We start from the raw sequence: 24,573 nt of genomic DNA, 5'->3' as shown, positions 1-24,573 counted from the left end.
TTCCATTGTACCGGTTGCGGAATTTGTCAGAATACTATAAAACAGTATATAAGGAAAAGAAACACGGAGGAGGAATAAATATGAAATGTATGAACAAACTTTTCATTGTCAGTGCATCGGTAGCACTATTGCTGTCTGCATGCGGGACGAACGAAGATTCTGCTCAGCCGAAGTCTAATGATCAAGCAGAAAATGTTCAGCAGGACACAGCTTCTAAATCTGATCAAACATCAGGCGCTGCAAAAGAAGATTCGAAAAAAGATGCGGATTCTTCTGAGGTCTCAGCCAAACCTTCAGGAAGTCAATCATCAACTAGCGAAACAGCGGATGATGAACAGTCAACGTCTTCTTCAGAAACAAAACTAACAAAAAGCCCAGAACAAGATTATTCTATTCAAGTAATGGACGGTTATAAACTAACGGGTGAAGAACCAGGAAAAGATGCGTTAGTATTAACTTCAGATGATTCTCAATTTATGCGTATCGAAATGATGTCATCAAAAGCATCGATGGACGACGCTGCTCAATCTGTTAAACAAACGGCAACAGCAGTTGATAAAAATGCAGCAGAGAAAAAGAATCTTGAAAAGAATGGAATCTTCAAAGATTCTGTTTGGTATGAAGCCACATCTGGCGATCATACGGTAAACGCTGTGTTGGTTAAAGGAAAGAAACCAATGAAGCTAACCATCTTCACGAAAAACGACGAAGAAAACTTGGACAAGTTTATGCAAATGGCACAGACCATTCAATAAGTAATTCTTCTATATATTATACACATGCAGAAAATCCGACATGACGAAGAGAACGTCATGTCGGATTATTACTCGGATCATGTGGTTGGTGCGAATTATAATGAAAAGTTATAAAGGTACATAGCTCTATTACTTTTTTGATGGTTAGTAATTAAAAATAGGATGAACCGCTTCGTTAACAAAGGTTGACGGAGATTTTTTGATGAAAAAATTACATATAAAAAATAGTTACATGCTCTTTGAAAGCGTTTTTATAGTAAAATAGATAAAGGGGAGGGGAGAAATAATGGAGATTGGATTATTTCAGCAGCAGTCGTTAAAGCTGACGATGTCAAAAGAATTATCACAAGCTATTTCTCTTTTACAATATTCATCGATGGATATTGTAGCGTTTTTACATGAGCAGGCGCTTCAAAATCCGCTTATAGATTTTTCAGAGCTGCCCGTCTATACATCTCACAATCAAAAAAATCATGCAACTTCTGATTCAACAGATTATATGAGCAGTATACCAGCTCCTAAAGAAACGCTGTACGAACATTTAATGAATCAATCCGCATTATTAAAATTAGATGAATGTGAGCAGGCAGCCGTTGAGTTTGTTATTCATAGTCTGGATGATGCTGGCTATTTGCACGATGAGTTAATTATACTTGCTAACCAGCTTGGTCAAGGTCAAGAGCAGGTTGAAAAGGCTCTCCAGCTTGTGCAGCAGATGGACCCGGCAGGAGTAGGGGCAAGAAGTTTACAAGAGTGCTTAATGCTTCAATTAAAAAGGAATAATCAATGGACAGAAAAAATAGAGCAAATTTTGACACATCACTTTGAGGAATTTGCGTATAAAAAATGGATGAAAATCTCAAAGTTATGTCAAATCTCACTTGAAGCTCTTCAACAATTACATGAACAGATTAAAAAATTAAATCCTCGTCCTGGATCATTTTATATGAAGTCCAATGAACGATTCATTGTACCGGATTTTATTGTAAAAATTGAAGATGGAAATGTCGTTGCTTATGCAAATGAGGATTTGGAACCTCGCCTTTCAGTGAATGAACAATACAAACTCCAGCTGAAAAACAGGCAAAACCAAGAAATGTTTTCTTATTTACAAGAGAAATATCGTGAATTTCAATGGATTATGAAAAGTTTACACACACGCAAAGATACATTAAACGCATTAATGAATACCTTACTTGTTGAACAAGAAGCATTTTTTAAAAAGGGTCCTTCGTATTTGAAACCCTTAACAATGAAGGAAGTAGCGGAACAAACGTCCGTGCATGAATCGACGATTAGCCGTGCTACTCGGCACAAATATATTCAAACACCTTTTGGCACCTTTTCAATGAAATCTTTTTTCTCAACTAGTATTCAACTGGGCAACAACGAAGCGACTTCTACAACTCATGTAAAAGAACTGCTTAAAAAGCTAGTATCAGAAGAAAACAAACAGCGTCCGCTTTCAGATCAGCAGTTAGCTAACGTCTTGCAAAGCAATTATAACGTTACTATTTCAAGAAGAACGGTAGCCAAATATCGAGATCAATTAAACGTTCTACCATCCAGTCAACGAAAACTTTTTGTCACGCAGTAAAGGAGTGGGAATGTGGAAGTCGTACTGTATACCAAAAATAGCTGTCATTTATGCGATGATGCAAAGAAGCTGCTTGCAGAGCTGCAGTCGGATTTTCCCTTTCAGCTTATTGAACGAGATATTTATAAAAACGATGAGTGGTTGGAAAAATATCATCTTACGATTCCTGTAGTAGAAATGGACGGAGAAGAAGTGGAATATGGAAAAATAACAGGTATTCCATTAAGAAAACGCTTACTTTTAAAAATAGGCAACACATGAGTTGAATAAAGGATTCACTCCTGTTAGAATAGATTTTGTAGCAGGGTGAATTTTTTTTGCGCAAGGTGGGACATAATATGTCTATACGGGACGAAATGTGTCCAGCGAGTTTATGCCTTAAGGGGATTTTAACATGCGTTCTTTAATAGAAGTACAACGAAAATTATTACCTGAACTTCTCTCAGTTATGCAAAAGCGCTATCAAATCTTGCAATACATACGTTTAATGCAGCCGATTGGCCGCAGAAACTTAGCTGTAAGCCTTGGGCTAACAGAGCGTGTGTTACGAAGCGAAGTAACATTCTTAAAAGAACAAGATTTGATTGACATTTACCCTAGTGGAATGACGCTTACAAATGAGGGAGAGCTCCTTCTGGCTGAATTAGAAGAAGTAATGAAGGAAGTTTCAGGACTTCGGTTATTGGAAACAACATTAAAAGAGGCGTTTTCTTTATCAGAAGTTGTTGTTGTATCTGGAGATAGTGATCAGTCTCCTTGGGTCAAAAATGAAATGGGTCGAGCATCTGTTTCGTGTATCAAGGAGCGCCTTGTTGGTAAAAAAAATACCGTTGCTGTTACAGGTGGTACGACGCTTGCCGCCGTTGCCGAAATGATGACACCTGATTTAAAACACCCTGATGTACTTTTTGTACCTGCTCGCGGAGGGCTAGGTGAAAATGTACAAAACCAAGCAAATACGATTTGTGCTAAGATGGCTGAAAAGTCCATGAGTCACTATCGCTTGCTTCATGTTCCAGATCAGCTTAGTGATGAAGCATACCGATCCATTATCGGTGAACCATCTATTAAAGACATGCTTCATTTAATTAAGTCCGCTGGTATGGTTGTTCACGGAATAGGAGACGCTATGACAATGGCAGAACGCCGTAAAACACCACAAGCAGACTTAGAAAAAGTGAAAAATGGACATGCTGTAGGTGAGGCATTTGGATACTATTTTAATCATCAAGGCGAAGTTGTTCATAAAGTTAAAACAGTTGGCATACAACTCGATGATTTAAAGAACAATAAATGTGTTATTGCTGTTGCAGGAGGTTCATCAAAAGCAAAGGCAATTAAAGCGTTTATGCAACAAGCGCATGATTCGATTCTCATTACAGATGAAGGCGCCGCAAAAGAGTTAGTAAGGGGTTTTAATTAATCCCTCATATAAAAAATACTTTTTACATTCAAGGAGGAAATACCCATGGCAGTAAAAATTGGTATTAACGGATTTGGTCGTATCGGCCGTAATGTATTCCGCGCAGCTTTAAAAAATGATAACGTTGAAGTAGTAGCAATCAACGACTTAACAGATGCTAACATGCTTGCTCACCTTTTAAAATATGATTCTGTACACGGAAAATTAGATGCAGAAGTAGTAGTAGATGGTAGCAACTTAGTAGTAAACGGTAAAACAATCGAAATCTCTGCTGAACGTGACCCAGCTCAATTATCTTGGGGCAAACAAGGCGTAGAAATCGTTGTTGAATCTACTGGATTCTTCACAAAACGCGCTGACGCTGCGAAACACTTAGAAGCAGGAGCTAAAAAAGTAATCATCTCTGCTCCAGCATCTGACGAAGATATCACAATCGTAATGGGTGTTAACGAAGACAAATACGATGCGGCTAACCACAACGTAATTTCAAACGCTTCTTGTACAACTAACTGCTTAGCGCCATTTGCTAAAGTGTTAAATGACAAGTTCGGTCTTAAACGCGGAATGATGACAACAGTTCACTCTTACACAAACGACCAACAAATCTTAGACTTACCACACAAAGATTACCGTCGTGCTCGTGCAGCTGCTGAAAACATCATCCCAACTTCAACTGGTGCTGCTAAAGCTGTATCTCTAGTATTACCTGAATTAAAAGGTAAATTAAACGGTGGAGCTATGCGTGTTCCAACTCCAAACGTTTCTTTAGTAGACTTAGTTGCTGAACTTGACAAAGAAGTAACTGTTGAAGATGTAAACAACGCTCTTAAAGAAGCTGCTGAAGGCGATCTTAAAGGCATCCTTGGTTACAGCGAAGAGCCACTAGTATCTGGTGACTACAATGGTAACATCAACTCTTCTACAATCGATGCATTATCTACAATGGTAATGGAAGGTAACATGGTTAAAGTTATCTCTTGGTACGATAACGAGAGCGGATATTCTAACCGTGTAGTAGACCTTGCTCAATACATCGCTGCTAAAGGACTATAAGAATAACTTAAAATTCGCTTCTATTTTATTCAATAAGACAGAAATCGACTAGACTTTTCTTTTTTATTGGATATCTGAAAATAGAACGACTATAATAAGACTTGCTAAGGAAGAGAGGGGCATACCCCCTCTTCCTTGATTTATGTATTGGCTTCTACATGAAAAAGCGTCATAAGCAGCTAACTGGAGTTTCACTTTATATAGAAAGGCGCCAATATATAAAATGAAATCTACGGTGGTTTGTGGATTGATGATTACATAGAAGCCTACTTGCTTAGTACCATAAATACTTAAGGAGGCCTTTTAACGATGAACAAAAAAACGTTGAAAGACATCGATGTAAAAGGAAAGCGAGTATTTTGTCGCGTAGACTTTAACGTACCAATGAAAGACGGAAAAGTAACAGACGAAACTCGTATTCGTGCAGCTATTCCTACTATTCAATATTTAGTAGAACAAGGTGCAAAAGTAATTTTAGCTAGCCATCTTGGACGTCCAAAAGGCGAAGTTGTTGAAGAGTTACGTCTAAATGCTGTTGCAGAACGTTTACAAGCTCTTCTTGGTAAAGACGTTGCAAAAGCTGACGAAGCTTTTGGTGAAGAAGTAAAGAAAACAATCGACGGCATGAGCGAAGGCGATGTTTTAGTACTTGAAAACGTACGTTTTTACCCAGGTGAAGAGAAAAACGATCCTGAATTAGCAAAAGCATTTGCTGAATTAGCAGACGTGTACGTAAACGATGCATTCGGTGCAGCTCACCGTGCGCATGCTTCAACAGAAGGAATTGCACAACATATTCCAGCAGTAGCAGGTTTCTTAATGGAAAAAGAGCTTGATGTGCTTTCAAAAGCATTATCAAACCCAGAACGTCCATTTACTGCAATCGTTGGTGGAGCAAAAGTTAAAGACAAAATCGGTGTAATTGACCACTTGCTTGATAAAGTAGATAACTTAATCATCGGTGGAGGACTTTCTTACACATTTATTAAGGCACTAGGCCATGAAGTAGGTAAATCACTTCTTGAAGAAGACAAGATTGAACTTGCAAAATCTTTCATGGAAAAAGCTAAGAAAAACGGAGTAAACTTCTACATGCCAGTGGACGTGGTAGTAGCAGATGACTTCTCAAATGATGCTAATATTCAAGTTGTATCAATTGAAGATATTCCAAGCGATTGGGAAGGCTTAGACGCAGGACCGAAAACGCGTGAAATCTATGCTGACGTAATCAAAAACTCTAAGTTAGTTATTTGGAATGGACCAATGGGTGTATTTGAATTAGATGCATTTGCTAACGGAACAAAAGCAGTAGCAGAAGCTTTAGCAGAAGCAACTGACACATATTCAGTAATCGGCGGAGGAGACTCTGCAGCAGCTGTTGAAAAATTCAACTTAGCTGATAAAATGAGCCATATTTCTACAGGTGGCGGTGCGTCACTAGAGTTTATGGAAGGTAAAGAACTTCCAGGCGTAGTTGCATTAAACGATAAGTAAGTTTATGTTTCAGTAAGACGGAGGACCGACCTGACGACTGATAATATAAAAAATTATCAAGCAGCGAAGATGGATGACCAAGAGATAAAAGGGACCGAATCACTTTTAACAGCACCCTCTTGGACATCTAACGCGTGAAGGGAAAACCCACAATAAACAAAGGACGGTGTTATACATGCGTAAACCAATTATTGCAGGAAACTGGAAAATGAACAAAGTACTTTCTGAAGCAACTAGCTTTGTTGAAGAAGTAAAAGGAGCAGTACCATCTCCTGAAAGCGTAGATTCAGTAGTATGTGCACCTGCACTATTTTTAGATCGTTTAGTAGAAGCGACTAAAGGCACAGACTTAAAAATTGGTGCACAAAACATGCACTTTGAAGAAAACGGTGCGTTCACTGGAGAAGTGAGCCCTGTTGCTTTAGCAGACTTAGGTGTGAACTATGTCATTTTAGGACACTCTGAGCGTCGTGAAATGTTTGCTGAAACGGACGAAACAGTAAACCAAAAAACAATTGCTGCATTCAAACACGGTTTAACACCAATCGTTTGCTGCGGTGAAACAAACGAAGAGTACGAACAAGATCAAACAAAAACAGTTGTAGCTAATCAAGTGCAAAAAGCATTAGCTGGTCTAACTGATGAGCAAGTAAAGCAAACGGTTATTGCATATGAGCCAATTTGGGCAATCGGTACAGGTAAATCTTCAACTGCTGAAGGTGCAAACGAAGTTTGTGCATACATCCGTAGCGTTGTTGCAGAACAATTCTCTCAAGATGTTGCAGATGCTGTACGTATTCAATACGGCGGTAGCGTAAAACCTGCTAATATTAAAGAATATATGTCTCAATCAGACATTGACGGAGCTTTAGTAGGTGGAGCAAGCTTAGAAGCAGATTCTTTCTTACAGCTTTTGGAGGCTGGTAAGTAATGAGTAAAAAGCCAGTAGCATTAATCATCTTAGATGGTTTTGCATTACGCGATGAAGATAAAGGTAATGCGGTAACACATGCAAAAAAACCAAACTTCGACCGTTTCTGGAACGAGTATCCTCATGCTACACTTCAGGCGTCTGGAGAAGCTGTAGGCTTACCAGAAGGCCAAATGGGTAACTCTGAAGTAGGTCACTTAAACATCGGCGCAGGCCGAATTGTGTACCAAAGCTTAACTCGTGTAAACGTAGCAATTCGTGAAGGCGAGTTTGAACGAAACGAAACGCTTCTAGCAGCTGTAAAGCACGCAAAAGAAAAGGGTACAAACCTTCATCTTTTCGGTCTTTTATCTGATGGCGGCGTACACAGTCATATTGAACATCTATATGCATTATTGCGTCTAGCTAAGAGTGAAGGCTTAGAAAAAGTCTACATTCATGGTTTCTTAGATGGCCGTGACGTAGCACCTCAATCTGCTGAAACGTATTTAAAAGAACTTAATGAAAAAATTGAAGAGTACGGCGTTGGTGAAATTGCAACACTTTCAGGACGTTACTACTCAATGGACCGCGATAAACGCTGGGAGCGCGTAGAGAAATCATACCGCGCAATGGTGTACGGCGAAGGTCCATCATATACAAGCGCTGAAGAGTGCGTAAAAGATTCGTATGAAAATGGAATCTATGACGAATTCGTTTTACCTTCTGTTATTACAAAAGAAGACGGATCGCCAGTTGCGACAATTCAAGACGAAGATGCAGTTATTTTCTACAACTTCCGTCCAGATCGCGCAATTCAAATTTCAAATACGTTCGCAAACGAAGATTTCCGTTCATTTGATCGCGGTGAAAAACATCCGAAAAGCTTACATTTTGTATGTTTAACTCACTTCAGCGAAACAGTTGACGGATATGTAGCCTTTAAGCCAAATAACTTAGATAACACGCTTGGTGAAGTATTATCTCAAAATAACTTAAAGCAGCTTCGTATTGCCGAGACAGAAAAATATCCTCACGTAACGTTCTTTATGAGCGGTGGACGTGAAGCAGAGTTTCCTGGTGAAACACGTATCTTAATCGATTCACCAAAAGTAGCAACATATGACTTGAAACCTGAGATGAGTGCTTATGAAGTGACGGACGCGTTGCTTGCAGAAATCGAAGGCGATAAGCAAGACGCTATTTTGTTAAACTTTGCAAATCCTGATATGGTAGGCCATTCAGGTATGCTAGAACCAACGGTAAAAGCGATTGAAACAGTAGATGAGTGCTTAGGCAAAATCGTTGATGCAATTTTAGCTAAAGGCGGTACAGCAATCATCACAGCAGACCATGGTAATGCTGATGAAGTGATTACACTTGAAGGTAATCCAATGACGGCTCATACAACGAATCCTGTTCCAGTAATCGTAACCAAACAAGGCTTAGAGCTTCGTGAAGATGGTATTCTAGGAGATCTAGCTCCTACGATGCTTACTCTTCTAGATGTAGCACAGCCAAAAGAAATGACAGGTAAAACATTAATTAAATAATTAATTATAAAGGAGAGTTTTAAAATGCCAGCAATTCTTGACATTTATGCACGCGAAGTATTAGATTCTCGCGGTAACCCAACAGTTGAAGTTGAAGTATATACTGAATCAGGCGCTTTCGGACGCGCTTTAGTACCAAGTGGTGCTTCTACTGGTGAATACGAAGCAGTAGAATTACGCGATGGTGACAAATCTCGCTACCTAGGTAAAGGTGTATTAAAAGCAGTAGAAAACGTAAACGAAATTATCGCTCCTGAATTAGTAGGTATGGACGTAACTGATCAAATCGGTATTGACCGCCTTATGATCGAGTTAGACGGTACTGAAAACAAAGGTAAATTAGGTGCCAACGCTATTCTTGGTGTATCTATGGCAGTAGCTCACGCAGCAGCTGATTTCGTAGGTCTTCCATTATACCGTTACCTTGGTGGATTCAACGCTAAGCAATTACCAACTCCAATGATGAACATCATCAACGGTGGTTCTCATGCTGATAACAACGTTGACTTCCAAGAATTCATGATCTTACCTGTAGGAGCTCCTACATTCAAAGAAGCAATCCGTATGGGTGCTGAAGTATTCCACGCGTTAAAATCTGTTTTATCTGCTAAAGGCTTAAACACAGCTGTAGGTGACGAAGGTGGTTTCGCTCCTAACTTAGGTTCTAACCGTGAAGCATTAGAAGTAATCGTAGAAGCAATCACAAAAGCTGGTTACGAAGCTGGTAAAGACATCCAATTAGGTATGGACGTAGCTTCTTCTGAATTCTTCAACAAAGAAACTGGTAAATATGATTTAGCAGGCGAAGGCCGTACAGGCGTAACTTCTGCTGAAATGGTAGATTTCTACGAGCAGTTAGTTAACGAATTCCCAATTGTTTCAATCGAAGACGGTTTAGACGAAAATGACTGGGATGGTCACAAGCTATTAACTGAGCGCATTGGCGGAAAAGTACAGCTTGTTGGTGACGATCTATTCGTAACAAACACGAAAAAACTTGCTCAAGGTATAGAACAAGGCGTAGGTAACTCTATCCTTATCAAAGTTAACCAAATTGGTACATTAACTGAAACGTTCGAAGCTATCGAAATGGCTAAACGTGCTGGTTACACAGCAGTAGTTTCTCACCGTTCTGGTGAAACTGAAGATGCAACAATCGCTGATATCGCTGTTGCAACAAACGCTGGTCAAATCAAAACTGGTTCTATGAGCCGTACAGATCGTATTGCGAAATACAACCAATTATTACGCATCGAAGACGAGTTAGGTGTTCTAGCTGTATACGATGGCGCTAAATCTTTCTACAACTTAAAAAAATAAGTTGAAAGTATAAAAAACGGATGACGATTGTCGTCCGTTTTTTTTACGTTAAAATCCGTTGTATTTCACTGCCATTACTTGTACGAGAGGGTTTTTTATGATAAATTAACCTTAGCGTAGTGCGCGTACTTTATCCCCGGTAATGCCAATCAGAAGGGATGAAGAAACCCCGCTGATGGACTATTACTTGGTGTAGGAGGTGTGTCTTAGTGCATACATTGCTGATTACTTTGCTAGTGATTGTTTCAATTGCTTTGATTGTTGTGGTCGTTTTACAATCAAGTAAAACTACTGGATTATCTGGAGCTATTTCCGGTGGAGCTGAAACGTTATTTGGGAAACAAAAAGCACGTGGAATTGACTTAGTTTTACACCGTTTGACAGTAGTGTTATCTATCTTATTCTTTGTGTTAACACTTGCTGTATCTTATTTCAAACTTTAATATGTTACTGGATAGACTGCCACCTAATGCATATGTACTTGGTGTATACCAACTTATGTATTAGGTGGTTTTTTAATGGGCGTGTTGAATACTTTAATTTCATTTTTAAGTAATGATATAATATAGCTTTAGAAAAAAGTACTAAATATAGTATAAAAGCGTAAAAGTTGATGGCTACATCTCTTTTTATGTGATGACCGTCACATAAATACATGTTTTTTTCTATTAGGACTGCAGATATTATAACTAAAAGGAGTTAAATGATATATGAAAATTGCACAACCAAAGCCATTTACATTTGAAGGCGGCGAAAAAGCTGTTTTATTACTTCATGGTTTTACCGGAAATTCTGCTGATGTTCGTATGTTAGGTCGTTTTTTAGAGAAAAAAGGATACACATGCCACGCACCTCATTACAAAGGACATGGCGTAGCGCCTGAAGAACTTGTTCATACTGGTCCAAAAGATTGGTGGAAAGATGTCATGGACGGCTATGAGTTTTTGAAAAGCAAAGGTCATGAAAGTATTGCCGCTGTAGGTCTTTCACTAGGTGGCGTATTTTCACTGAAATTAGGTTACACTGTACCTATAAAGGGTATTGTGCCTATGTGCGCCCCTATGTATATAAAGAGTGAAGAAGTCATGTATGAAGGTGTTTTAGCGTATGCACGCGAATATAAAAAGCGTGAAGGTAAATCGTCTGAACAGATTGAACAAGAAATGGAAGAGTTCAAGCAAACACCAATGAACACATTAAAGTCTTTACAGGAATTAATCGCTGAAGTGCGAAATTCAGTTGATATGATTTATGCACCGACATTTGTTGTACAAGGTCGTCATGATCATATGATTAATACAGACAGCGCCAATATTATTTATAATAGCGTCGAGTCTCCTACAAAAGATATAAAATGGTACGAAGAATCTGGTCATACCATTACCTTTGATAAAGAGCGTGATCAGCTTCACGAGGATGTATATGCATTTTTGGAATCACTTGATTGGTGATAGAGATAATAAGAATAAAGAAAAAGGAGGGACATGATGTGAAAGAAGAAAATCAGCCCTATATAAATGAAATATTGGATTTTATGAAAAGGGATAATTACAAACCTTTGACTGTCCAAGAGCTTGCAAAAGAATTTAATACTGAGGATGCAGAGTCATTCAAAGAGTTTGTGAAGGCACTTGTTATTATGGAAGAGAAGGGTTTAATTATCCGAGCAAGAAACGATCGCTACGGGCTGCCGGAACAAATGAATTTTGTCAAAGGGAAAGTAAGCGGACATGCAAAAGGGTTTGCGTTCGTAGTTCCTGAAGAAAAAGATGCGGGTGATGTATTTATTCCCCCTACTGAAACAAACAATGCTATGCACGGAGATATTGTGCTTGCAAGAGTGTCATCAGAATCATCAGGTGCTCGTCGTGAAGGAACCATTGTAAAAATCTTAGAACGAGGTACCCAGCAAATTGTAGGTACGTATACGCAAAGCAAAAATTTTGGCTTTGTGATTGCGGATGACAAAAAAATTGCAGGTGATATTTTTATTCCCAAAGCAGCAAGAAACGGTGCGGTTGAAGGCCATAAAGTAGTAGTAGAACTGACAACCTATCCGGAAGGCCGCATGAACGCAGAAGGAAAAGTTGTTCAAATTCTTGGACATAAAAACGATCCGGGGATCGATATCATTTCTGTTATCCATAAGCACGGTCTTCCTCAAGAATTTCCTGCTGATGCTTTAACACAAGCAATTGATACACCTGAAACGATTGACGAAAAAGATATCGGCAACCGCCGCGATCTTCGTGATCAAGTTATTGTAACCATTGACGGAGCAGATGCAAAAGATTTGGATGACGCCGTAACGGTTACAGAGCTTGAAAATGGAAACTACAAATTAGGCGTCCATATTGCAGATGTAAGTCACTACGTTAAAGAAGGTTCTCCGATTGATGTAGAAGCAGCAGAGCGCGGAACAAGCGTCTATTTAGTAGACCGAGTTATTCCGATGATTCCTCACCGTTTATCTAATGGAATTTGCTCATTAAATCCAAAAGTTAACCGTTTTACGCTTTCGTGTGAGATGGAAATCGATCCACAGGGTGAAGTAGTGAAACATGAAATTTTTGAAAGTGTCATCAAAACGACAGAACGAATGACGTATTCAGACGTTAACAAAATCTTAGTGGATAAAGATGAAGAAGTGTTAGAACGCTACGAGCCAATTGTTCCGATGTTTGAGCGTATGGAAAAGCTGGCAGCTATTCTTCGTAAAAAGAGAATGGATCGCGGGGCCATTGATTTTGATTTCAAAGAAGCAAAAGTATTAGTAGACGATGATGGCCATCCTCACGATGTTATTTTGCGTGAACGTTCGGTTGCTGAAAAGCTAATCGAAGAATTTATGCTAGCGGCGAATGAAACAGTAGCAGAACATTTTCACTGGATGAACGTACCGTTCATTTATCGTATTCATGAAGATCCAGATGCAGAGAAGCTTACTCGTTTCTTAGAGTTCATTACAAACTTTGGTTACACGGTGAAAGGAACAGGAAACGATATTCATCCGCGTGCGCTACAGGATATTTTAGAAGAAGTAAAAGGCACGCCTGAAGAGATGGTTATTTCAACTGTTATGCTTCGTTCGATGAAACAAGCGAAATATGAAGCAGAAAGTTTAGGCCACTTTGGTTTATCAGCTGAGTTCTATACGCATTTTACGTCTCCAATCCGTCGTTATCCGGATTTAATCGTTCATCGTCTCATTCGCACGTATTTAATTGAAGGAAAAACAGATCAGCAAACGCAAGAAAAATGGCGCGAGCTTCTGCCTGATGTTGCTGAGCATTCTTCTAATATGGAACGTCGTTCAGTTGACGCTGAGCGGGAAACGGACGATATGAAAAAAGCTGAGTTTATGGCTGATAAAGTTGGGGAAGTATTTAATGGTATTATTAGCTCTGTTACTAACTTTGGAATGTTCGTGGAGCTAGAAAATACGATTGAAGGTTTAGTTCACGTCAGTGACTTAACAGATGACTATTATCGTTACGACGAACGTCACTATGCGATGATTGGAGAAAAAACGGGCAATGTCTTCCGAATTGGAGACGAAATTGAAGTGAAAGTCGCCGATGTGAATAAAGACGAGCGTTCGGTTGACTTTATTATTGTAGGAATGAAAGAAAGTCGCAAACGCTTATCTAAAGACCGTCCTAAAGTGATTAAAGCAAAACAAAAGTCACGCAAAGATGATAAAGGAAAAGTTCGCGAGGGCAGCCGAAGCAAAAATGAAGAGTGGTCTACTCAAAAGCCAAAGAAGAAAAAGAAAAAGAGATTCTTCGAGGGTGCCCCAAATGTTAAGCGCAAAAAGAAAAAGCGTAAATAATCGAAATCGACAGCAGTGAAGCAGAAGGGTATTCCTTCTGCTTCAAAACAGCTCCATTAAACGTTTTAGTTGTTGTTTAGATTTCCATACAGTAAAATGATACATAATATCATACATATACGTAAGTACGGCTGAAGGGAAGGAACGTTTTATGCCAAAAGGTGAAGGGAAATTAATTGCACAAAACAAAAAAGCCCGCCACGACTTTTTTATTGAAGAAACATATGAGACGGGTATTGTTCTACAAGGAACGGAAATTAAATCAATTCGTAATGGGCGTGTAAATTTAAAGGACTCTTTTGCTCGTGTGCAAAACGGAGAAGTATTTCTACACAATATGCACGTTAGTCCTTACGAACAAGGAAATCGATACAATCATGAGCCGTTGCGTACACGAAAGCTATTGCTGCATAAGCGTGAAATCAGCAAGCTAATTGGCTATTCAAAAGAAACGGGTTATTCATTAGTTCCTTTAAAAGTGTATTTAAAAAATGGATACGCAAAGGTTTTACTAGGGCTTGGTAAGGGTAAAAAGAAATATGACAAGCGTGAAGACTTAAAACAAAAAGAAGCGAAGCGCGATATCGAACGAGCATTTCGTGATCGTCAAAAGATGTAACATTACAAAATATTACAATTGCAAAATGCTCATTTTGTGATATAATAAGTATTGTTATCAGTTAGATTTCATTTTGCACACTGAAGTCGCTATCTGATGTAAGATTTTTTCTTACACATTCCGACTCCCTTTTATATGGGGACGTTACGGATTCGACAGGGGTAGTTCGAGCTTAGGTTGCGAGTCGAGGAGATGGCCTCGTTAAAACATCAACGCCAATAATAACTGGCAAATCTAACAATAACTTCGCTTTAGCTGCATAATAGTAGCTTAGCGGTTCCTCCCTCCATCGCCCATGTGGTAGGGTAAGGGACTCACTTTAAGTGGGCTACGCCGGAGTTCGCCGTCTGAGGACGAAGGAAGAGAATAATCAGACTAGCGACTGGGACGCCTGTTGGTAGGCAGAACAGCTCGCGAATGATCAATATGCCAACTACACTCGTAGACGCTTAAGTGGCGATATTTCTGGACGTGGGTTCGACTCCCACCGTCTCCACCAATACATATTGTATGGTGGCTTACCTTACTTATAACAGGAGTTAATCAAATGTATGCTCTTCATTTGATTAGCTCCTTTTTAATTTATAATTTATGTAAAATTGAAAAAAGCAGGAAAGAAATAAAAGGATGCCTGTTACACAAAGAGGCATCCTTTTATTTTTGTTTAAGCTGAACAAAAAGCAGCATAAGAAAGGAAAGAAAGACGATTGAAATAACCCATAGCCAAGCGAGATTCATGTTTCCAGAGTCAATCGCTACGTAGATAGCAGTAGGCACAGTTTGAGTTTCACCTGGAATATTGCCGGCAAACATCAAAGTGGCTCCAAACTCTCCGAGTGCTCTTGCCAGACTTAGCACTCCTCCTGTTACGATGGCTTTAGAAGCTAAAGGGATAGAAATAAAGAAAAAGACTTTCCATTCGCTTGCACCATCTACTCGAGCTGCGTCTTCAATTTCGTAATCAACGCCTTGAAAGCCTGTTTTGGCAGATTGATACATAAGCGGAAACGCAACGACAACGGAGGCAATAACAGCTGCCCACCATGTGAAAATAACGGGTTGTTGAAAGACCCATTCAATTGCCCGGCCGAGCAGGCTGTGTTTCCCGAATATGACAATCAATAAAAATCCAACAACGGACGGAGGGAGCACCAACGGGAGCATTAACGCCGTTTCAATCATCACTTTTCCCTTAAAGTGTTTCCTAGATAACAGTTTTCCTATAACAGTGCCTAAAATAATAACGACAAATCCTGCTACTAATGCAATTTTAAGCGATAGCTGAAGAGGAGATAAAAATTCTTGAATCATAGCGGCCTCAATTTGCAGTGAAACCGTATTTCTTTAAAGTGTCAAGAGCCGTCTTACTTTGTAAAAATTGATAAAAAGCTTTTGCTTCTTGTGGATGTTTCGAATCCTTAATAACGCCTACAGGATATACAATTGGTTTGTGAGTGCTATTATCTGCAGTAGCGACAATCTTCACCTTTTTTGAAATCAAGGCATCGGTTTTATAAACCACCCCAGCTTCAACGTTTCCTGTCTCTACATAGGAAAGCACCTGGCGTACGTCTTTCGCATAGACGGTTTTTGGCTCAATGTTTTTCCAGAGGTTCATGTGTTCAAAAGTCTCCTTCGCATACTGTCCGGCAGGAACGGATTCTGGTATTCCAAGTGCAATTTTTTGAACAGTCGGCTTTGATAGATCTTCAAAATTTGTGATAGCAGACGTATTATTCTTTGGCACGATAAGCACAAGGTCATTGCCAACCAAGTCAGCACCATTCTCTTTGGAGATAGCTCCTGCTTTTACTAGTGCATCAAACTTGTCTTCCGCTGCTGAAAAAAATAAATCAACAGGTGCGCCGTTTGTAACTTGCTGTTGCAGCGAGCCTGAAGCTCCAAAATTAAATTTCAAGTCTATATTTGGATGCTTTTTTTCATATTGCTTTTGAATATCAGTGAGCGCATCTTTTAAGCTGGCCGCAGCGGATATCGTTAAGCTGATGTTTTTGTGCTGAGCTGCGGATTGATCGGTATTTGTTTCGTTCGAACAAGCAGCAGTAAACATAATTAAAAATAATAGTGCGAATAAGGGTTTAAAGTATTGTTGCATCGTGTCACCTCAGTTAGTTGTAGTAAAGCAATTTAGTATAACTATATCACGTTCATTTTAAATTTGACTTCCTAAAAAGAAAGCAGCGACTTGAAAGGGGGAAAACTTTCAAGTCGCTGCTTCATTTATTCTTCCAACGCTTTGCCCATTCCTTTTAAAAAGTGAAGCCCAAATCCAATTGCACGATTGACGTCTGGATCGTTTAGCGCTTTTATAAGAGCTAATGCACTTACTTTTTTTCCGGTTTTTACATATTCATTCGCTTCGTTCATACCAGCTGTTGCGCTATTTACAAGTTTAGCAGTTACCTCTGGATCTGCCTTCATTAAACCGCTGCTTGCACCCATAAGAGTATTAATTAAATTGGTTACCGGTTCTCTGGAAATTTGATGAAGCGCAATTTTTGAGATTTTTTCTTTCGCTTGAATCATTGAATCAGCAGCTTCAAGAACACCCATGTCGTTAAGTTCGCCAACAATACCGATAATACGGTTCAACGCTTCTTCATTATCTGCCAGCAGAGAAGTTAAATCTTCTAATTTTTGTTGTTTTTCTTCTTCCTCGCTTAGAAGAGGTTTCTTAATTTCTGTAATAGGTTGTGCCATCTTTTCTCCTCCTATTTACTTGTTAAATGGACGTAGCCAGGACGGTTCCATTTACGCTGAACCTCGACCCCATTTTGAGGATGACGTTTTTTGTTACGCGGATTTGTAGACGGTAAAGGCGTTTCTCCACCTTTACTTAATACTTCCATCCGTACTTTTGTTTGTTTGTAAGCCGGCGTATTTGTTCGTTGGTCGACTGCAGGTCCGGTCAAGAAGTTAATAGCCGAATCTTTATGAACAGAGTGCATTGGAAGATACAGCTCATTTGCTTTTACTCGCTCTGTAATTAATGCCTGTACTTTTACTGCTCCAAACGGTGAGATTAATCTGACAAGCGAACCTTCTTCAATTTCACGCTCCTTGGCAAGCTGAGGTGAAATTTCTACAAATACTTCCGGTACTTTTGATTGGATGCCGCTCGATTTATTGGTCATATTCCCTTCATGAAAATGTTCTAACATTCTTCCATTATTAATGTGTAGATCATATTCTTCTGGGAATTCGGCAGGAAGTACCCAATGTGATAAAGCAAAGCGCGCTTTTTTATCTGGGAAATTAAACCCATCGACGTAAAGTAACGGCGTGCTTTTTCCCTCTAAGCTCCCCCATAAGAAGCTATTCCAGCCTTCAAGGTTTTCGTAACTGGCTTGGCTGAATAGAGGTGATAGACTAGCCATTTCTGCAAAGATATCACCAGGATGTGTATACGTCCAGTTCGCACCTAAGCGGTTGGCAATCTCTTGAACAATCCACCAATCCGGCTTTGAATCACCGAGCGTTGGTAATGCTTGATACAATCTTTGGACACGTCGCTCCGTATTGGTAAATGTTCCGTCTTTTTCAAGAGAAGGAACAGCAGGAAGTACAACATCAGCATATTGAGCCGTTCTCGAAAGGAAAATGTCTTGGACGACAAAAAAATCTAAATTTGATAATATTTCGTGTACATGGTTAGCATTTGAATCAACAAGAGCCATATCTTCACCGACAAGGTACATGGCCTTCATTTTTCCTTCACCAATTGAATGCAGCATTTGAATATTATCAAGCCCTGGCTTATCTTTAATTTTTACACCGTATGCTTTTTCAAATTTCGCTCGGGCGACTGAGTCTGTGACGTGCTGATAGCCTGGAAGCCAAGCAGGAAGAGTTCCCATATCACATGCTCCTTGGACGTTATTGTGGCCTCGGAGCGGATAAGCGCCTGCTCCAGGGCGTCGATAGTTTCCAGTAGCAAGCAACAGGTTTGAGATAGCCGCTGATGTATCAGAGCCTCCCGTATTTTGCGTTACGCCCATGCCCCACAGCACACAGGTTCCATCGGCGTCTCGAATCATTTCAGCTATTTGAATGAGCGTTGCTGCTGGAATACCCGTAATTTGTTCAGCATATTCAAGCGTGTACTTTTCAAGCAAAGAGTGAAAGTCTTCAAAATAGTTGACGTTTTCTTGGATGAATTTTTCATTGTGCCATCCTTGGTCAATCATGTATTTTGTTACAGCCATTAGCCATACTTGGTCCGTACCTTGTTTTGGACTGATGAAAATGTCAGAGCGTTCAGCCATTTCGTTTTTGCGCAAATCTGCGACGATTAGTTTTTGGTCATGAAGCTTGTGCGCGCGTTTGATGCGAGTTGCTAATACAGGATGACCTTCAGCAGGGTTAGCTCCAACGATGATAACCAGTCCAGCTTTTGCGATGTCTTTTATCGTGCCGGCATCGCCTCCCATTCCCACTGTTCGAAATAATCCATCAGTTGCAGGAGACTGACAGTAGCGAGAGCAGTTGTCTACGTCATTTGTTTCAAACATTTGGCGAGCCAGCTTTTGAATAACATAGTTTTCTTCGTTTGTAATCTTAGAAGAAGAAATAAAACCAACTGATCCATGTCCATACTGCTGATTAATAGAGCTTAACCTGCTTGCTACTAAGTCGAGGGCTTCTTCCCATGACGACTCTACAAATGCACCATTTTTTCGGATTAAAGGCTTAGTAATACGTTTTTCAGAGTTGACAAAATCCCAGCCGAATTTTCCTTTCACACAGGTTGAAATGGCATTTGCGGGAGCATCAGAGCTAGGCTGAACTTTAAGGATTTCACGGCCTTTTGTCCATACTTCAAATGAACATCCAACTCCGCAAAATGTACAGACAGTTTTTGTTTTTTTCGTGCGTGTTTCGCGCATAGCGGCTTCCACTTCTGAAACAGCAAAAATTCCGCTGTATCCAGGTTCTACTTCTTTAACTAAATCAATCATTGGATTTAAAACGTCTTTTGGAAGCCCAGTCATAAATCCAGCTTCTCCAAGCATGGATTTTTCCATCAAGGCATTACAAGGGCATACGGTTACACATTGACCGCAGCTCACACAAGAAGATTCATTGATTGCTACACCGTCATCCCAGAGAACGCGGGGACGTTTTGCTTCCCAGTCGATAGAGAGTGTTTCATTAACTTGAAGATTTTGACAAACCTCTACGCATTGGCCACAAGCGATGCATTGATTAGGGTCATAACGGTAGAACGGATGAGACATATCGACTTCATTCTCTGAGGCCTTTGGCGTATAGGGGTATTTTTGATGTTCAATCTCCATCATTTCGGCTGTGTTATGTAATTTACAATTTCCGTTGTTATTGTCGCAAACGGTGCAGTATAGCAAATGATTCTCTAATAAACGATCCATTGCTTCCGTCTGTGCCGCTTTTGCGGGTGCTGATTGTAATTCTATCTTCATGCCGTTTTCAGCTTTTGTAGAACAAGAACGAACTAACTCGCCATTCATTTCAACGATACATGTGTCACAAGTTTGAATAGGATCCACTTCAGGAACATAACAAATCTGAGGGTGCTCAATGCTTTGCTGATTAATAATTTCAAGTATGGTAGAGCCTGAAGCTGCTTTGTATTCGTTGCCATTTATATGAACAGTGATAATTTCACGACTCATTTGTTTTCCTCCTTTATATAAAAACAAAAAACCACCATGAATACACACGCCTAATTAAATAAGGGAAGTGCAATCATGGTGGAATAGTTTACTAGCAGGTCTTACTAATATGCCAATCCGGCCCATTTATATCGTTAAGAAAAAGTGATAGAGTAATAACAATTCATTATTATTATTCCATCTCGGTTATTTATAATTATATCGCTACGTTTTTAAATGCACAACTTTTTTAAATACCCAACTCTCTTCAAAAGTTTTGCTGCAAAGATTTTAGGCTTTTATTTTTTGAAGTGTTGATTTATGATAAAAAAACTGTAGGAATAAAATGCACAATTTAATTTTAATCGGTGGGAGAGCGTTGATTATGTCAAAAACTATTCATGAATTTAATGATATTATTCGGAAGCTTCGAAAAGATTTATTTGGAAAAGGACCGGAAAGAATACATACGGTTTTTGTTGAAAATATGGCTGTCTCAACACTGTATGGAAATTTAACTCCGACAGAAACATTTATTGCAAGCACTGCTGAAGGATGTGACATGGTTCATCTAGCTCGAACAAAAATGATCCAAGATGTATATGCATCGAATCCGCCGGAAGGGTTAGAAGAATTGGTAGGAGCAAAGTTGGTTAATTTATTTTCAGATATGAAAATAAAAGAAAATATAGCGGTTTCCGTATTCGTTTTTGATAAAAACATTATTTAAAAAAGGAGACATCACATGAACTCGACCGTTAAGAAGCGTACAGTTCTTAGATTTAAAAATGGTCAAATGGAAAGCGTGGAAGATAAAATTGTAACGGAGTTTCCTGTGACTGTGAAAATTAATGAAGAAGAGTTTGTCACGATGGTATGTAGCCCACAATACATTGAAGATATGGTAATTGGCTATTTAGCATCTGAAGGGGTTATCCGAGCATACACAGACATTAAAAACATATGGGTTCAAGAAAAAGAAGGGTATGTTCATGTTACAATAGATAAATTAAACCCGTATTTTCAAAACCTTCAAAATAAACGATATATCACGTCTTGCTGCGGGGCGAGCAGACAAGGGTTTGTCTTTATAAATGATGCACTGACTGCTAAAAAAATGAACGATATATCGGTAGAACTTTCAATTAAGGATTGTTTTCAATTGATGAATAAGCTGCAGCAATCTGCTGCTACGTTTCAAGAAACGGGTGGCGTTCATAACGCTGCTATTTGTGATAAAAATGGCTTTATGCTTAGCAGAATGGACATTGGTAGGCATAATGCTCTAGATAAACTATACGGGTATTGCTTAAAACACCATATTTCAATTAGAGATAAAGTAGTCGTTTTCAGCGGCCGTATTTCTTCAGAAATTTTGTTGAAAGTAGCGAAGATCGGGTGTGAAGTGGTTCTTTCAAAATCCGCCCCGACTGAACTTGCTTTAAATCTAGCAGAAGAATTGGGAATTACAACGGTAGGGTTTATTCGAAATGATTCGTTGAATATTTATACATGCCCGGAAAGAATTTTAAGAGAGAGTTAATCTGCTGTGGAGAAGCTGACAGCTAGAGAGAGGAGAGATGAGGCAGATGTCATACGCTATAGTTGATACTTTAAAGCGTCCTTTACGAGACTTGCGTTTGTCAGTAACAGATCGCTGTAACTTTCGCTGTCGATATTGTATGCCTGAAGAAATTTTTGGGGCAGACTATCCATTTTTACCTGCCGAAAACATTCTTTCGTTTGATGAATTAGAGAGACTCACTAGATTATTCGCATCGCTAGGAGTAAAAAAAGTGCGTATAACGGGAGGAGAGCCGCTGCTAAGAAAAGGTTTGCCAGATCTAATCAATCGTCTGAAGCAAATTGAGGGTATAGATGATATTGCCATAACAACAAACGGCTCACTGTTAAAGAAGCATGCAGAAGCCTTATCAAAAGCGGGATTATCAAGAGTAACCGTTAGCTTAGACTCGCTTGATGAAGTGAGATTTCAAGAGTTGAATGGAAACCGAGGAAGCGTAAAACGAGTATTAGAAGGAATAGAAGCAGCAGCTCTTGCGGGGATTTCAGTCAAAATAAACATGGTTGTCCAAAAAGGCAAGAATGAGCAGGATATTCTTCCGATGGCCCACTATTTTAAAGACAAAAAACATACGCTGCGTTTTATTGAATATATGGATGTTGGAAATTCAAACGGCTGGAAAATGGATGAGGTTATAACAAAGAAACAAATTCTTGATATAGTTGGACAAGAAATGCCTCTTGAAGAAATTACACCTCATTATACGGGAGAAGTAGCCACCAGGTATCGATACGTCGGGACAGAAGAGGAAATTGGTATCATTTCATCTGTCACAGATTCATTCTGTTCCACTTGTTCACGCGCAAGAGTATCGGCTGAAGGAAAGCTCTATACCTGTTTGTTCGCGTCAAAAGGATATGACCTCCGCACACTGATACGGTCAGAAGCCTCTGATCATACTGTTTGTGACACCATTTCTGATATCTGGAGTCATCGGAAAGATCGTTACTCAGACGAACGAGCTAATGGAAGACAGGTCCAAGGCGCTGAAAAAGTGGAAATGTCTCATATTGGTGGATAATTCAAAGAAGCTTTATAAATGCCAATCACTGCGGTGATTCACATTTATAAAAGTGGGATCTTCTGCTGAAAAAGGCACGCGAAGGACGTTTGTCTGATTCAACAATTGCGTAAGCCTTCTTTCACCCTGTGTAACGAGTTGTTCAATAAGAGGAAGCATTCTACGGTGATAGAGTGCTAGAAGCGGGTGAATGTGATCAGGCTGAACAGGAAGAACAATGTCAGGTGAGTCCGTTTGGGTCAGTGTGATCATGTGATGAACAAACTCAGCATTAATAAAAGGAATATCGCAAGAAAGAATAAAGAACCATTCAGCGCAGCAATCGATCGCAGTTAAAGCGTGATGAATTGCATACAAAGGACCTTGATACGGGCATTTTTCAACTGCAAATGCAACATCCTTTCTTTGAAAATAAGGGAGTAAATCTTGGTTGGTAGACACAAGTATAGGTGTGACGTGATTTTCTTTTAATGCATCTATACTATATTCGTAAAATGATTTCTTCTTATAGGTTTCAAACATTTTGGGTTGACCGTAGCGAGAAGATTTTCCTCCTGCTAATACAATGCCTGCAATGGACATTTATTAAATACCTCCATCAAAATATATTTGTATATTTATGCAAAAAAGCCTCCGTAAAGCAGCGTAGCTTTATGTGTATAATAGCATGTTTTTAAAGAAATATCTTTGACAAAGGAATAGACAGTGAAGTCAGAGATTGAATGAGAAAGGGAGAGAAAAGAGTGACAGAACGTTATTCACGTCAGCAGCTTTTCCAGCCTGTTGGAAACAAAGGGCAGCAGCAAATTAGAAGTAAGCATGTTTTAGTTGTAGGTGCAGGGGCTCTAGGCAGCGCTAGCGCAGAAGCCCTTGTGCGTGCTGGAATTGGAAAATTGACTCTTGTAGATCGTGATTATGTAGAATGGAGTAATCTACAGCGTCAGCAGCTTTATACAGAACAAGATGCGCAAAACAAACTACCTAAAGCTGTAGCAGCAAAAAATCGTTTGCGTCAAATAAACACGGAAGTGAAGATTGAAGCGCTGGTGATGGATGCTCAGCCTGCTAATTTAGAAAGTATCGTCCAAACAGCCGATGTGATCATCGATGCGACAGACAACTTCGACATCCGTTTTATTTTAAATGATTTGTCACATAAGTATGAAGTTCCTTGGATATACGGCTCATGTGTAGGGAGTTATGGCGCCACTTATACCGTTATCCCAAATGTAACCCCTTGTCTGCACTGCATATTGAAAAAAGTGCCTGTCGGAGGAGCAACCTGTGAGACAGCAGGAATTATTAGTCCCGCTGTTCAAATTGTGGCAGCCTATCAAATAACCGAAGCATTAAAAATTTTAGTCGAAGATGTTGAAGCTTTGCGCCACACATTTCTAACCTTTGACGTCTGGAATAATCAGCATGCTGAATTTAAGACGGGCAAAATGAAAAGTGATAAATGTTCTTCTTGCGGATCAACCCAAACATATCCGTACTTAGCGTATGAAAATCAGCTTAAAACAGAAGTTCTGTGCGGCAGAGAGACGGTTCAAATCAGACCCTCGCAGCGCCATTTGTACAACTTCGATGAATTGGAAAAACGGTTAAAAAAACAGGGGAAAGTAGACCGCAATCCATATCTTCTGTCATGTCAGCTTCCAGAGCAGCGCTTTGTAATTTTTCAAGATGGCCGTGTATTTATTCATGGAACGAATGATATTCAATTTGCGAGAAGCTTATATTATCGTTTACTAGGATGA

The 24,573-nt window shown here is 39.5% G+C and carries 22 protein-coding genes and 1 other RNA gene; 18 read left to right on the top strand and 5 right to left on the bottom strand.

The genetic code is table 11. From position 1 onward, the window contains the following. The first annotated feature begins 80 nt into the window (after positions 1 to 80). The 14 genes from BG04_RS10310 to ssrA all read left to right on the top strand — a co-directional run bounded on the left by BG04_RS10310 (position 81) and on the right by ssrA (position 15,055). Positions 81 to 755, top strand: a complete 675-nt coding sequence (locus BG04_RS10310) for a hypothetical protein (RefSeq protein WP_034648412.1) — start codon at positions 81 to 83, stop codon at positions 753 to 755. A 286-nt stretch (positions 756 to 1,041) separates the two neighbouring features. Beyond that, positions 1,042 to 2,352 carry an RNA polymerase factor sigma-54 gene (gene rpoN / locus BG04_RS10305; RefSeq protein WP_013085388.1) on the top strand — a complete coding sequence of 437 codons (1,311 nt, stop codon included), beginning with the start codon at positions 1,042 to 1,044 and terminating at the stop codon, positions 2,350 to 2,352. Between the two features lie 12 nt (positions 2,353 to 2,364). Then, positions 2,365 to 2,613 (top strand): glutaredoxin family protein, encoded by a 249-nt coding sequence (locus BG04_RS10300; RefSeq protein ID WP_013085387.1) that lies wholly within the window; start codon positions 2,365 to 2,367, stop codon positions 2,611 to 2,613. Positions 2,614 to 2,746: 133 nt separating this feature from the next. After that, positions 2,747 to 3,775: a sugar-binding transcriptional regulator gene (locus BG04_RS10295; RefSeq protein WP_034648413.1), complete on the top strand. Its 1,029-nt coding sequence runs from the start codon at positions 2,747 to 2,749 to the stop codon at positions 3,773 to 3,775. 45 nt (positions 3,776 to 3,820) lie between these two features. Then, positions 3,821 to 4,828, top strand: coding sequence for a type I glyceraldehyde-3-phosphate dehydrogenase (gap, locus tag BG04_RS10290; RefSeq protein ID WP_013059702.1), 1,008 nt, complete (start codon positions 3,821 to 3,823; stop codon positions 4,826 to 4,828). A 309-nt stretch (positions 4,829 to 5,137) separates the two neighbouring features. Next, positions 5,138 to 6,322: a phosphoglycerate kinase gene (locus tag BG04_RS10285; RefSeq protein ID WP_013059701.1), complete on the top strand. Its 1,185-nt coding sequence runs from the start codon at positions 5,138 to 5,140 to the stop codon at positions 6,320 to 6,322. A gap of 175 nt (positions 6,323 to 6,497) precedes the next feature. Continuing rightward, a complete protein-coding gene (tpiA, locus tag BG04_RS10280) occupies positions 6,498 to 7,253 on the top strand; it encodes a triose-phosphate isomerase (protein ID WP_013085385.1) in 756 nt (251 codons plus the stop codon). Continuing rightward, positions 7,253 to 8,785: a 2,3-bisphosphoglycerate-independent phosphoglycerate mutase gene (gene gpmI, locus BG04_RS10275; protein ID WP_034648416.1), complete on the top strand. Its 1,533-nt coding sequence runs from the start codon at positions 7,253 to 7,255 to the stop codon at positions 8,783 to 8,785. The genes tpiA and gpmI overlap by 1 nt, the downstream gene beginning before the upstream one ends. A gap of 24 nt (positions 8,786 to 8,809) precedes the next feature. Then, complete coding sequence (eno, locus tag BG04_RS10270; RefSeq protein WP_013059698.1) at positions 8,810 to 10,105, top strand: phosphopyruvate hydratase; 1,296 nt, start codon at positions 8,810 to 8,812, stop codon at positions 10,103 to 10,105. Positions 10,106 to 10,314: 209 nt separating this feature from the next. Further along, a complete protein-coding gene (gene secG / locus BG04_RS10265) occupies positions 10,315 to 10,548 on the top strand; it encodes a preprotein translocase subunit SecG (protein WP_013059697.1) in 234 nt (77 codons plus the stop codon). A 267-nt stretch (positions 10,549 to 10,815) separates the two neighbouring features. Then, the gene (locus BG04_RS10260) at positions 10,816 to 11,556 is read left to right on the top strand and encodes an alpha/beta hydrolase (protein ID WP_013059696.1); all 741 of its coding nucleotides are present in this window, start codon (positions 10,816 to 10,818) and stop codon (positions 11,554 to 11,556) included. 38 nt (positions 11,557 to 11,594) lie between these two features. Next, positions 11,595 to 13,937, top strand: a complete 2,343-nt coding sequence (gene rnr, locus BG04_RS10255) for a ribonuclease R (protein ID WP_034648419.1) — start codon at positions 11,595 to 11,597, stop codon at positions 13,935 to 13,937. Positions 13,938 to 14,088: 151 nt separating this feature from the next. Then, positions 14,089 to 14,556 carry an SsrA-binding protein SmpB gene (gene smpB, locus BG04_RS10250; RefSeq protein WP_034648422.1) on the top strand — a complete coding sequence of 156 codons (468 nt, stop codon included), beginning with the start codon at positions 14,089 to 14,091 and terminating at the stop codon, positions 14,554 to 14,556. 137 nt (positions 14,557 to 14,693) lie between these two features. Further along, positions 14,694 to 15,055: a transfer-messenger RNA gene (gene ssrA, locus BG04_RS29670) on the top strand. A gap of 155 nt (positions 15,056 to 15,210) precedes the next feature. Here the strand turns inward: ssrA and modB are convergent. The 4 genes from modB to fdhF form a co-directional block, all read right to left on the bottom strand. Beyond that, positions 15,211 to 15,867, bottom strand: a complete 657-nt coding sequence (modB, locus tag BG04_RS10245) for a molybdate ABC transporter permease subunit (RefSeq protein WP_013059693.1) — start codon at positions 15,865 to 15,867, stop codon at positions 15,211 to 15,213. Positions 15,868 to 15,874: 7 nt separating this feature from the next. Further along, positions 15,875 to 16,672 (bottom strand): molybdate ABC transporter substrate-binding protein, encoded by a 798-nt coding sequence (gene modA, locus BG04_RS10240; RefSeq protein WP_034648423.1) that lies wholly within the window; start codon positions 16,670 to 16,672, stop codon positions 15,875 to 15,877. A 125-nt stretch (positions 16,673 to 16,797) separates the two neighbouring features. After that, positions 16,798 to 17,277: a helical membrane plugin domain-containing protein gene (locus BG04_RS10235; protein ID WP_034648426.1), complete on the bottom strand. Its 480-nt coding sequence runs from the start codon at positions 17,275 to 17,277 to the stop codon at positions 16,798 to 16,800. Between the two features lie 11 nt (positions 17,278 to 17,288). Then, a complete protein-coding gene (gene fdhF / locus BG04_RS10230) occupies positions 17,289 to 20,228 on the bottom strand; it encodes a formate dehydrogenase subunit alpha (protein WP_034648427.1) in 2,940 nt (979 codons plus the stop codon). Positions 20,229 to 20,592: 364 nt separating this feature from the next. Between fdhF and BG04_RS10225 the strand changes: the two genes are divergently transcribed. The 3 genes from BG04_RS10225 to moaA all read left to right on the top strand — a co-directional run bounded on the left by BG04_RS10225 (position 20,593) and on the right by moaA (position 22,813). Next, positions 20,593 to 20,937 carry a Na-translocating system protein MpsC family protein gene (locus BG04_RS10225; RefSeq protein ID WP_013085380.1) on the top strand — a complete coding sequence of 115 codons (345 nt, stop codon included), beginning with the start codon at positions 20,593 to 20,595 and terminating at the stop codon, positions 20,935 to 20,937. Between the two features lie 66 nt (positions 20,938 to 21,003). Further along, positions 21,004 to 21,750, top strand: coding sequence for a formate dehydrogenase accessory sulfurtransferase FdhD (gene fdhD / locus BG04_RS10220; protein ID WP_370506938.1), 747 nt, complete (start codon positions 21,004 to 21,006; stop codon positions 21,748 to 21,750). 46 nt (positions 21,751 to 21,796) lie between these two features. After that, positions 21,797 to 22,813 (top strand): GTP 3',8-cyclase MoaA, encoded by a 1,017-nt coding sequence (gene moaA, locus BG04_RS10215; RefSeq protein ID WP_034648430.1) that lies wholly within the window; start codon positions 21,797 to 21,799, stop codon positions 22,811 to 22,813. A 12-nt stretch (positions 22,814 to 22,825) separates the two neighbouring features. Here the strand turns inward: moaA and mobA are convergent, their stop codons facing one another. Beyond that, positions 22,826 to 23,395 (bottom strand): molybdenum cofactor guanylyltransferase, encoded by a 570-nt coding sequence (mobA, locus tag BG04_RS10210; RefSeq protein WP_034648433.1) that lies wholly within the window; start codon positions 23,393 to 23,395, stop codon positions 22,826 to 22,828. A gap of 161 nt (positions 23,396 to 23,556) precedes the next feature. Between mobA and BG04_RS10205 the strand changes: the two genes are divergently transcribed. Beyond that, positions 23,557 to 24,573: a molybdopterin-synthase adenylyltransferase MoeB gene (locus BG04_RS10205; protein ID WP_013059685.1), complete on the top strand. Its 1,017-nt coding sequence runs from the start codon at positions 23,557 to 23,559 to the stop codon at positions 24,571 to 24,573.

The organism is Priestia megaterium NBRC 15308 = ATCC 14581, from assembly GCF_000832985.1.
In the GTDB taxonomy this organism is placed as follows: Bacteria; Bacillota; Bacilli; order Bacillales; family Bacillaceae_H; genus Priestia; species Priestia megaterium.
This window is presented reverse-complemented; position numbering and strand designations above follow the sequence as displayed.

Excerpts from the sequence above, each read along its gene's own strand:
- BG04_RS10310 (WP_034648412.1), top strand. The coding sequence starts at position 81 with ATGAAATGTATGAACAAACTTTTCATTGTCAGTGCATCGGTAGCACTA.
- rpoN (WP_013085388.1), top strand. The coding sequence starts at position 1,042 with ATGGAGATTGGATTATTTCAGCAGCAGTCGTTAAAGCTGACGATGTCA.
- BG04_RS10295 (WP_034648413.1), top strand. The coding sequence starts at position 2,747 with ATGCGTTCTTTAATAGAAGTACAACGAAAATTATTACCTGAACTTCTC.
- gap (WP_013059702.1), top strand. The coding sequence starts at position 3,821 with ATGGCAGTAAAAATTGGTATTAACGGATTTGGTCGTATCGGCCGTAAT.
- BG04_RS10285 (WP_013059701.1), top strand. The coding sequence starts at position 5,138 with ATGAACAAAAAAACGTTGAAAGACATCGATGTAAAAGGAAAGCGAGTA.
- tpiA (WP_013085385.1), top strand. The coding sequence starts at position 6,498 with ATGCGTAAACCAATTATTGCAGGAAACTGGAAAATGAACAAAGTACTT.
- gpmI (WP_034648416.1), top strand. The coding sequence starts at position 7,253 with ATGAGTAAAAAGCCAGTAGCATTAATCATCTTAGATGGTTTTGCATTA.
- eno (WP_013059698.1), top strand. The coding sequence starts at position 8,810 with ATGCCAGCAATTCTTGACATTTATGCACGCGAAGTATTAGATTCTCGC.
- BG04_RS10260 (WP_013059696.1), top strand. The coding sequence starts at position 10,816 with ATGAAAATTGCACAACCAAAGCCATTTACATTTGAAGGCGGCGAAAAA.
- smpB (WP_034648422.1), top strand. The coding sequence starts at position 14,089 with ATGCCAAAAGGTGAAGGGAAATTAATTGCACAAAACAAAAAAGCCCGC.
- modB (WP_013059693.1), bottom strand. The coding sequence starts at position 15,867 with ATGATTCAAGAATTTTTATCTCCTCTTCAGCTATCGCTTAAAATTGCA.
- modA (WP_034648423.1), bottom strand. The coding sequence starts at position 16,672 with ATGCAACAATACTTTAAACCCTTATTCGCACTATTATTTTTAATTATG.
- BG04_RS10235 (WP_034648426.1), bottom strand. The coding sequence starts at position 17,277 with ATGGCACAACCTATTACAGAAATTAAGAAACCTCTTCTAAGCGAGGAA.
- fdhF (WP_034648427.1), bottom strand. The coding sequence starts at position 20,228 with ATGAGTCGTGAAATTATCACTGTTCATATAAATGGCAACGAATACAAA.
- BG04_RS10225 (WP_013085380.1), top strand. The coding sequence starts at position 20,593 with ATGTCAAAAACTATTCATGAATTTAATGATATTATTCGGAAGCTTCGA.
- fdhD (WP_370506938.1), top strand. The coding sequence starts at position 21,004 with ATGGAAAGCGTGGAAGATAAAATTGTAACGGAGTTTCCTGTGACTGTG.
- moaA (WP_034648430.1), top strand. The coding sequence starts at position 21,797 with ATGTCATACGCTATAGTTGATACTTTAAAGCGTCCTTTACGAGACTTG.
- mobA (WP_034648433.1), bottom strand. The coding sequence starts at position 23,395 with ATGTCCATTGCAGGCATTGTATTAGCAGGAGGAAAATCTTCTCGCTAC.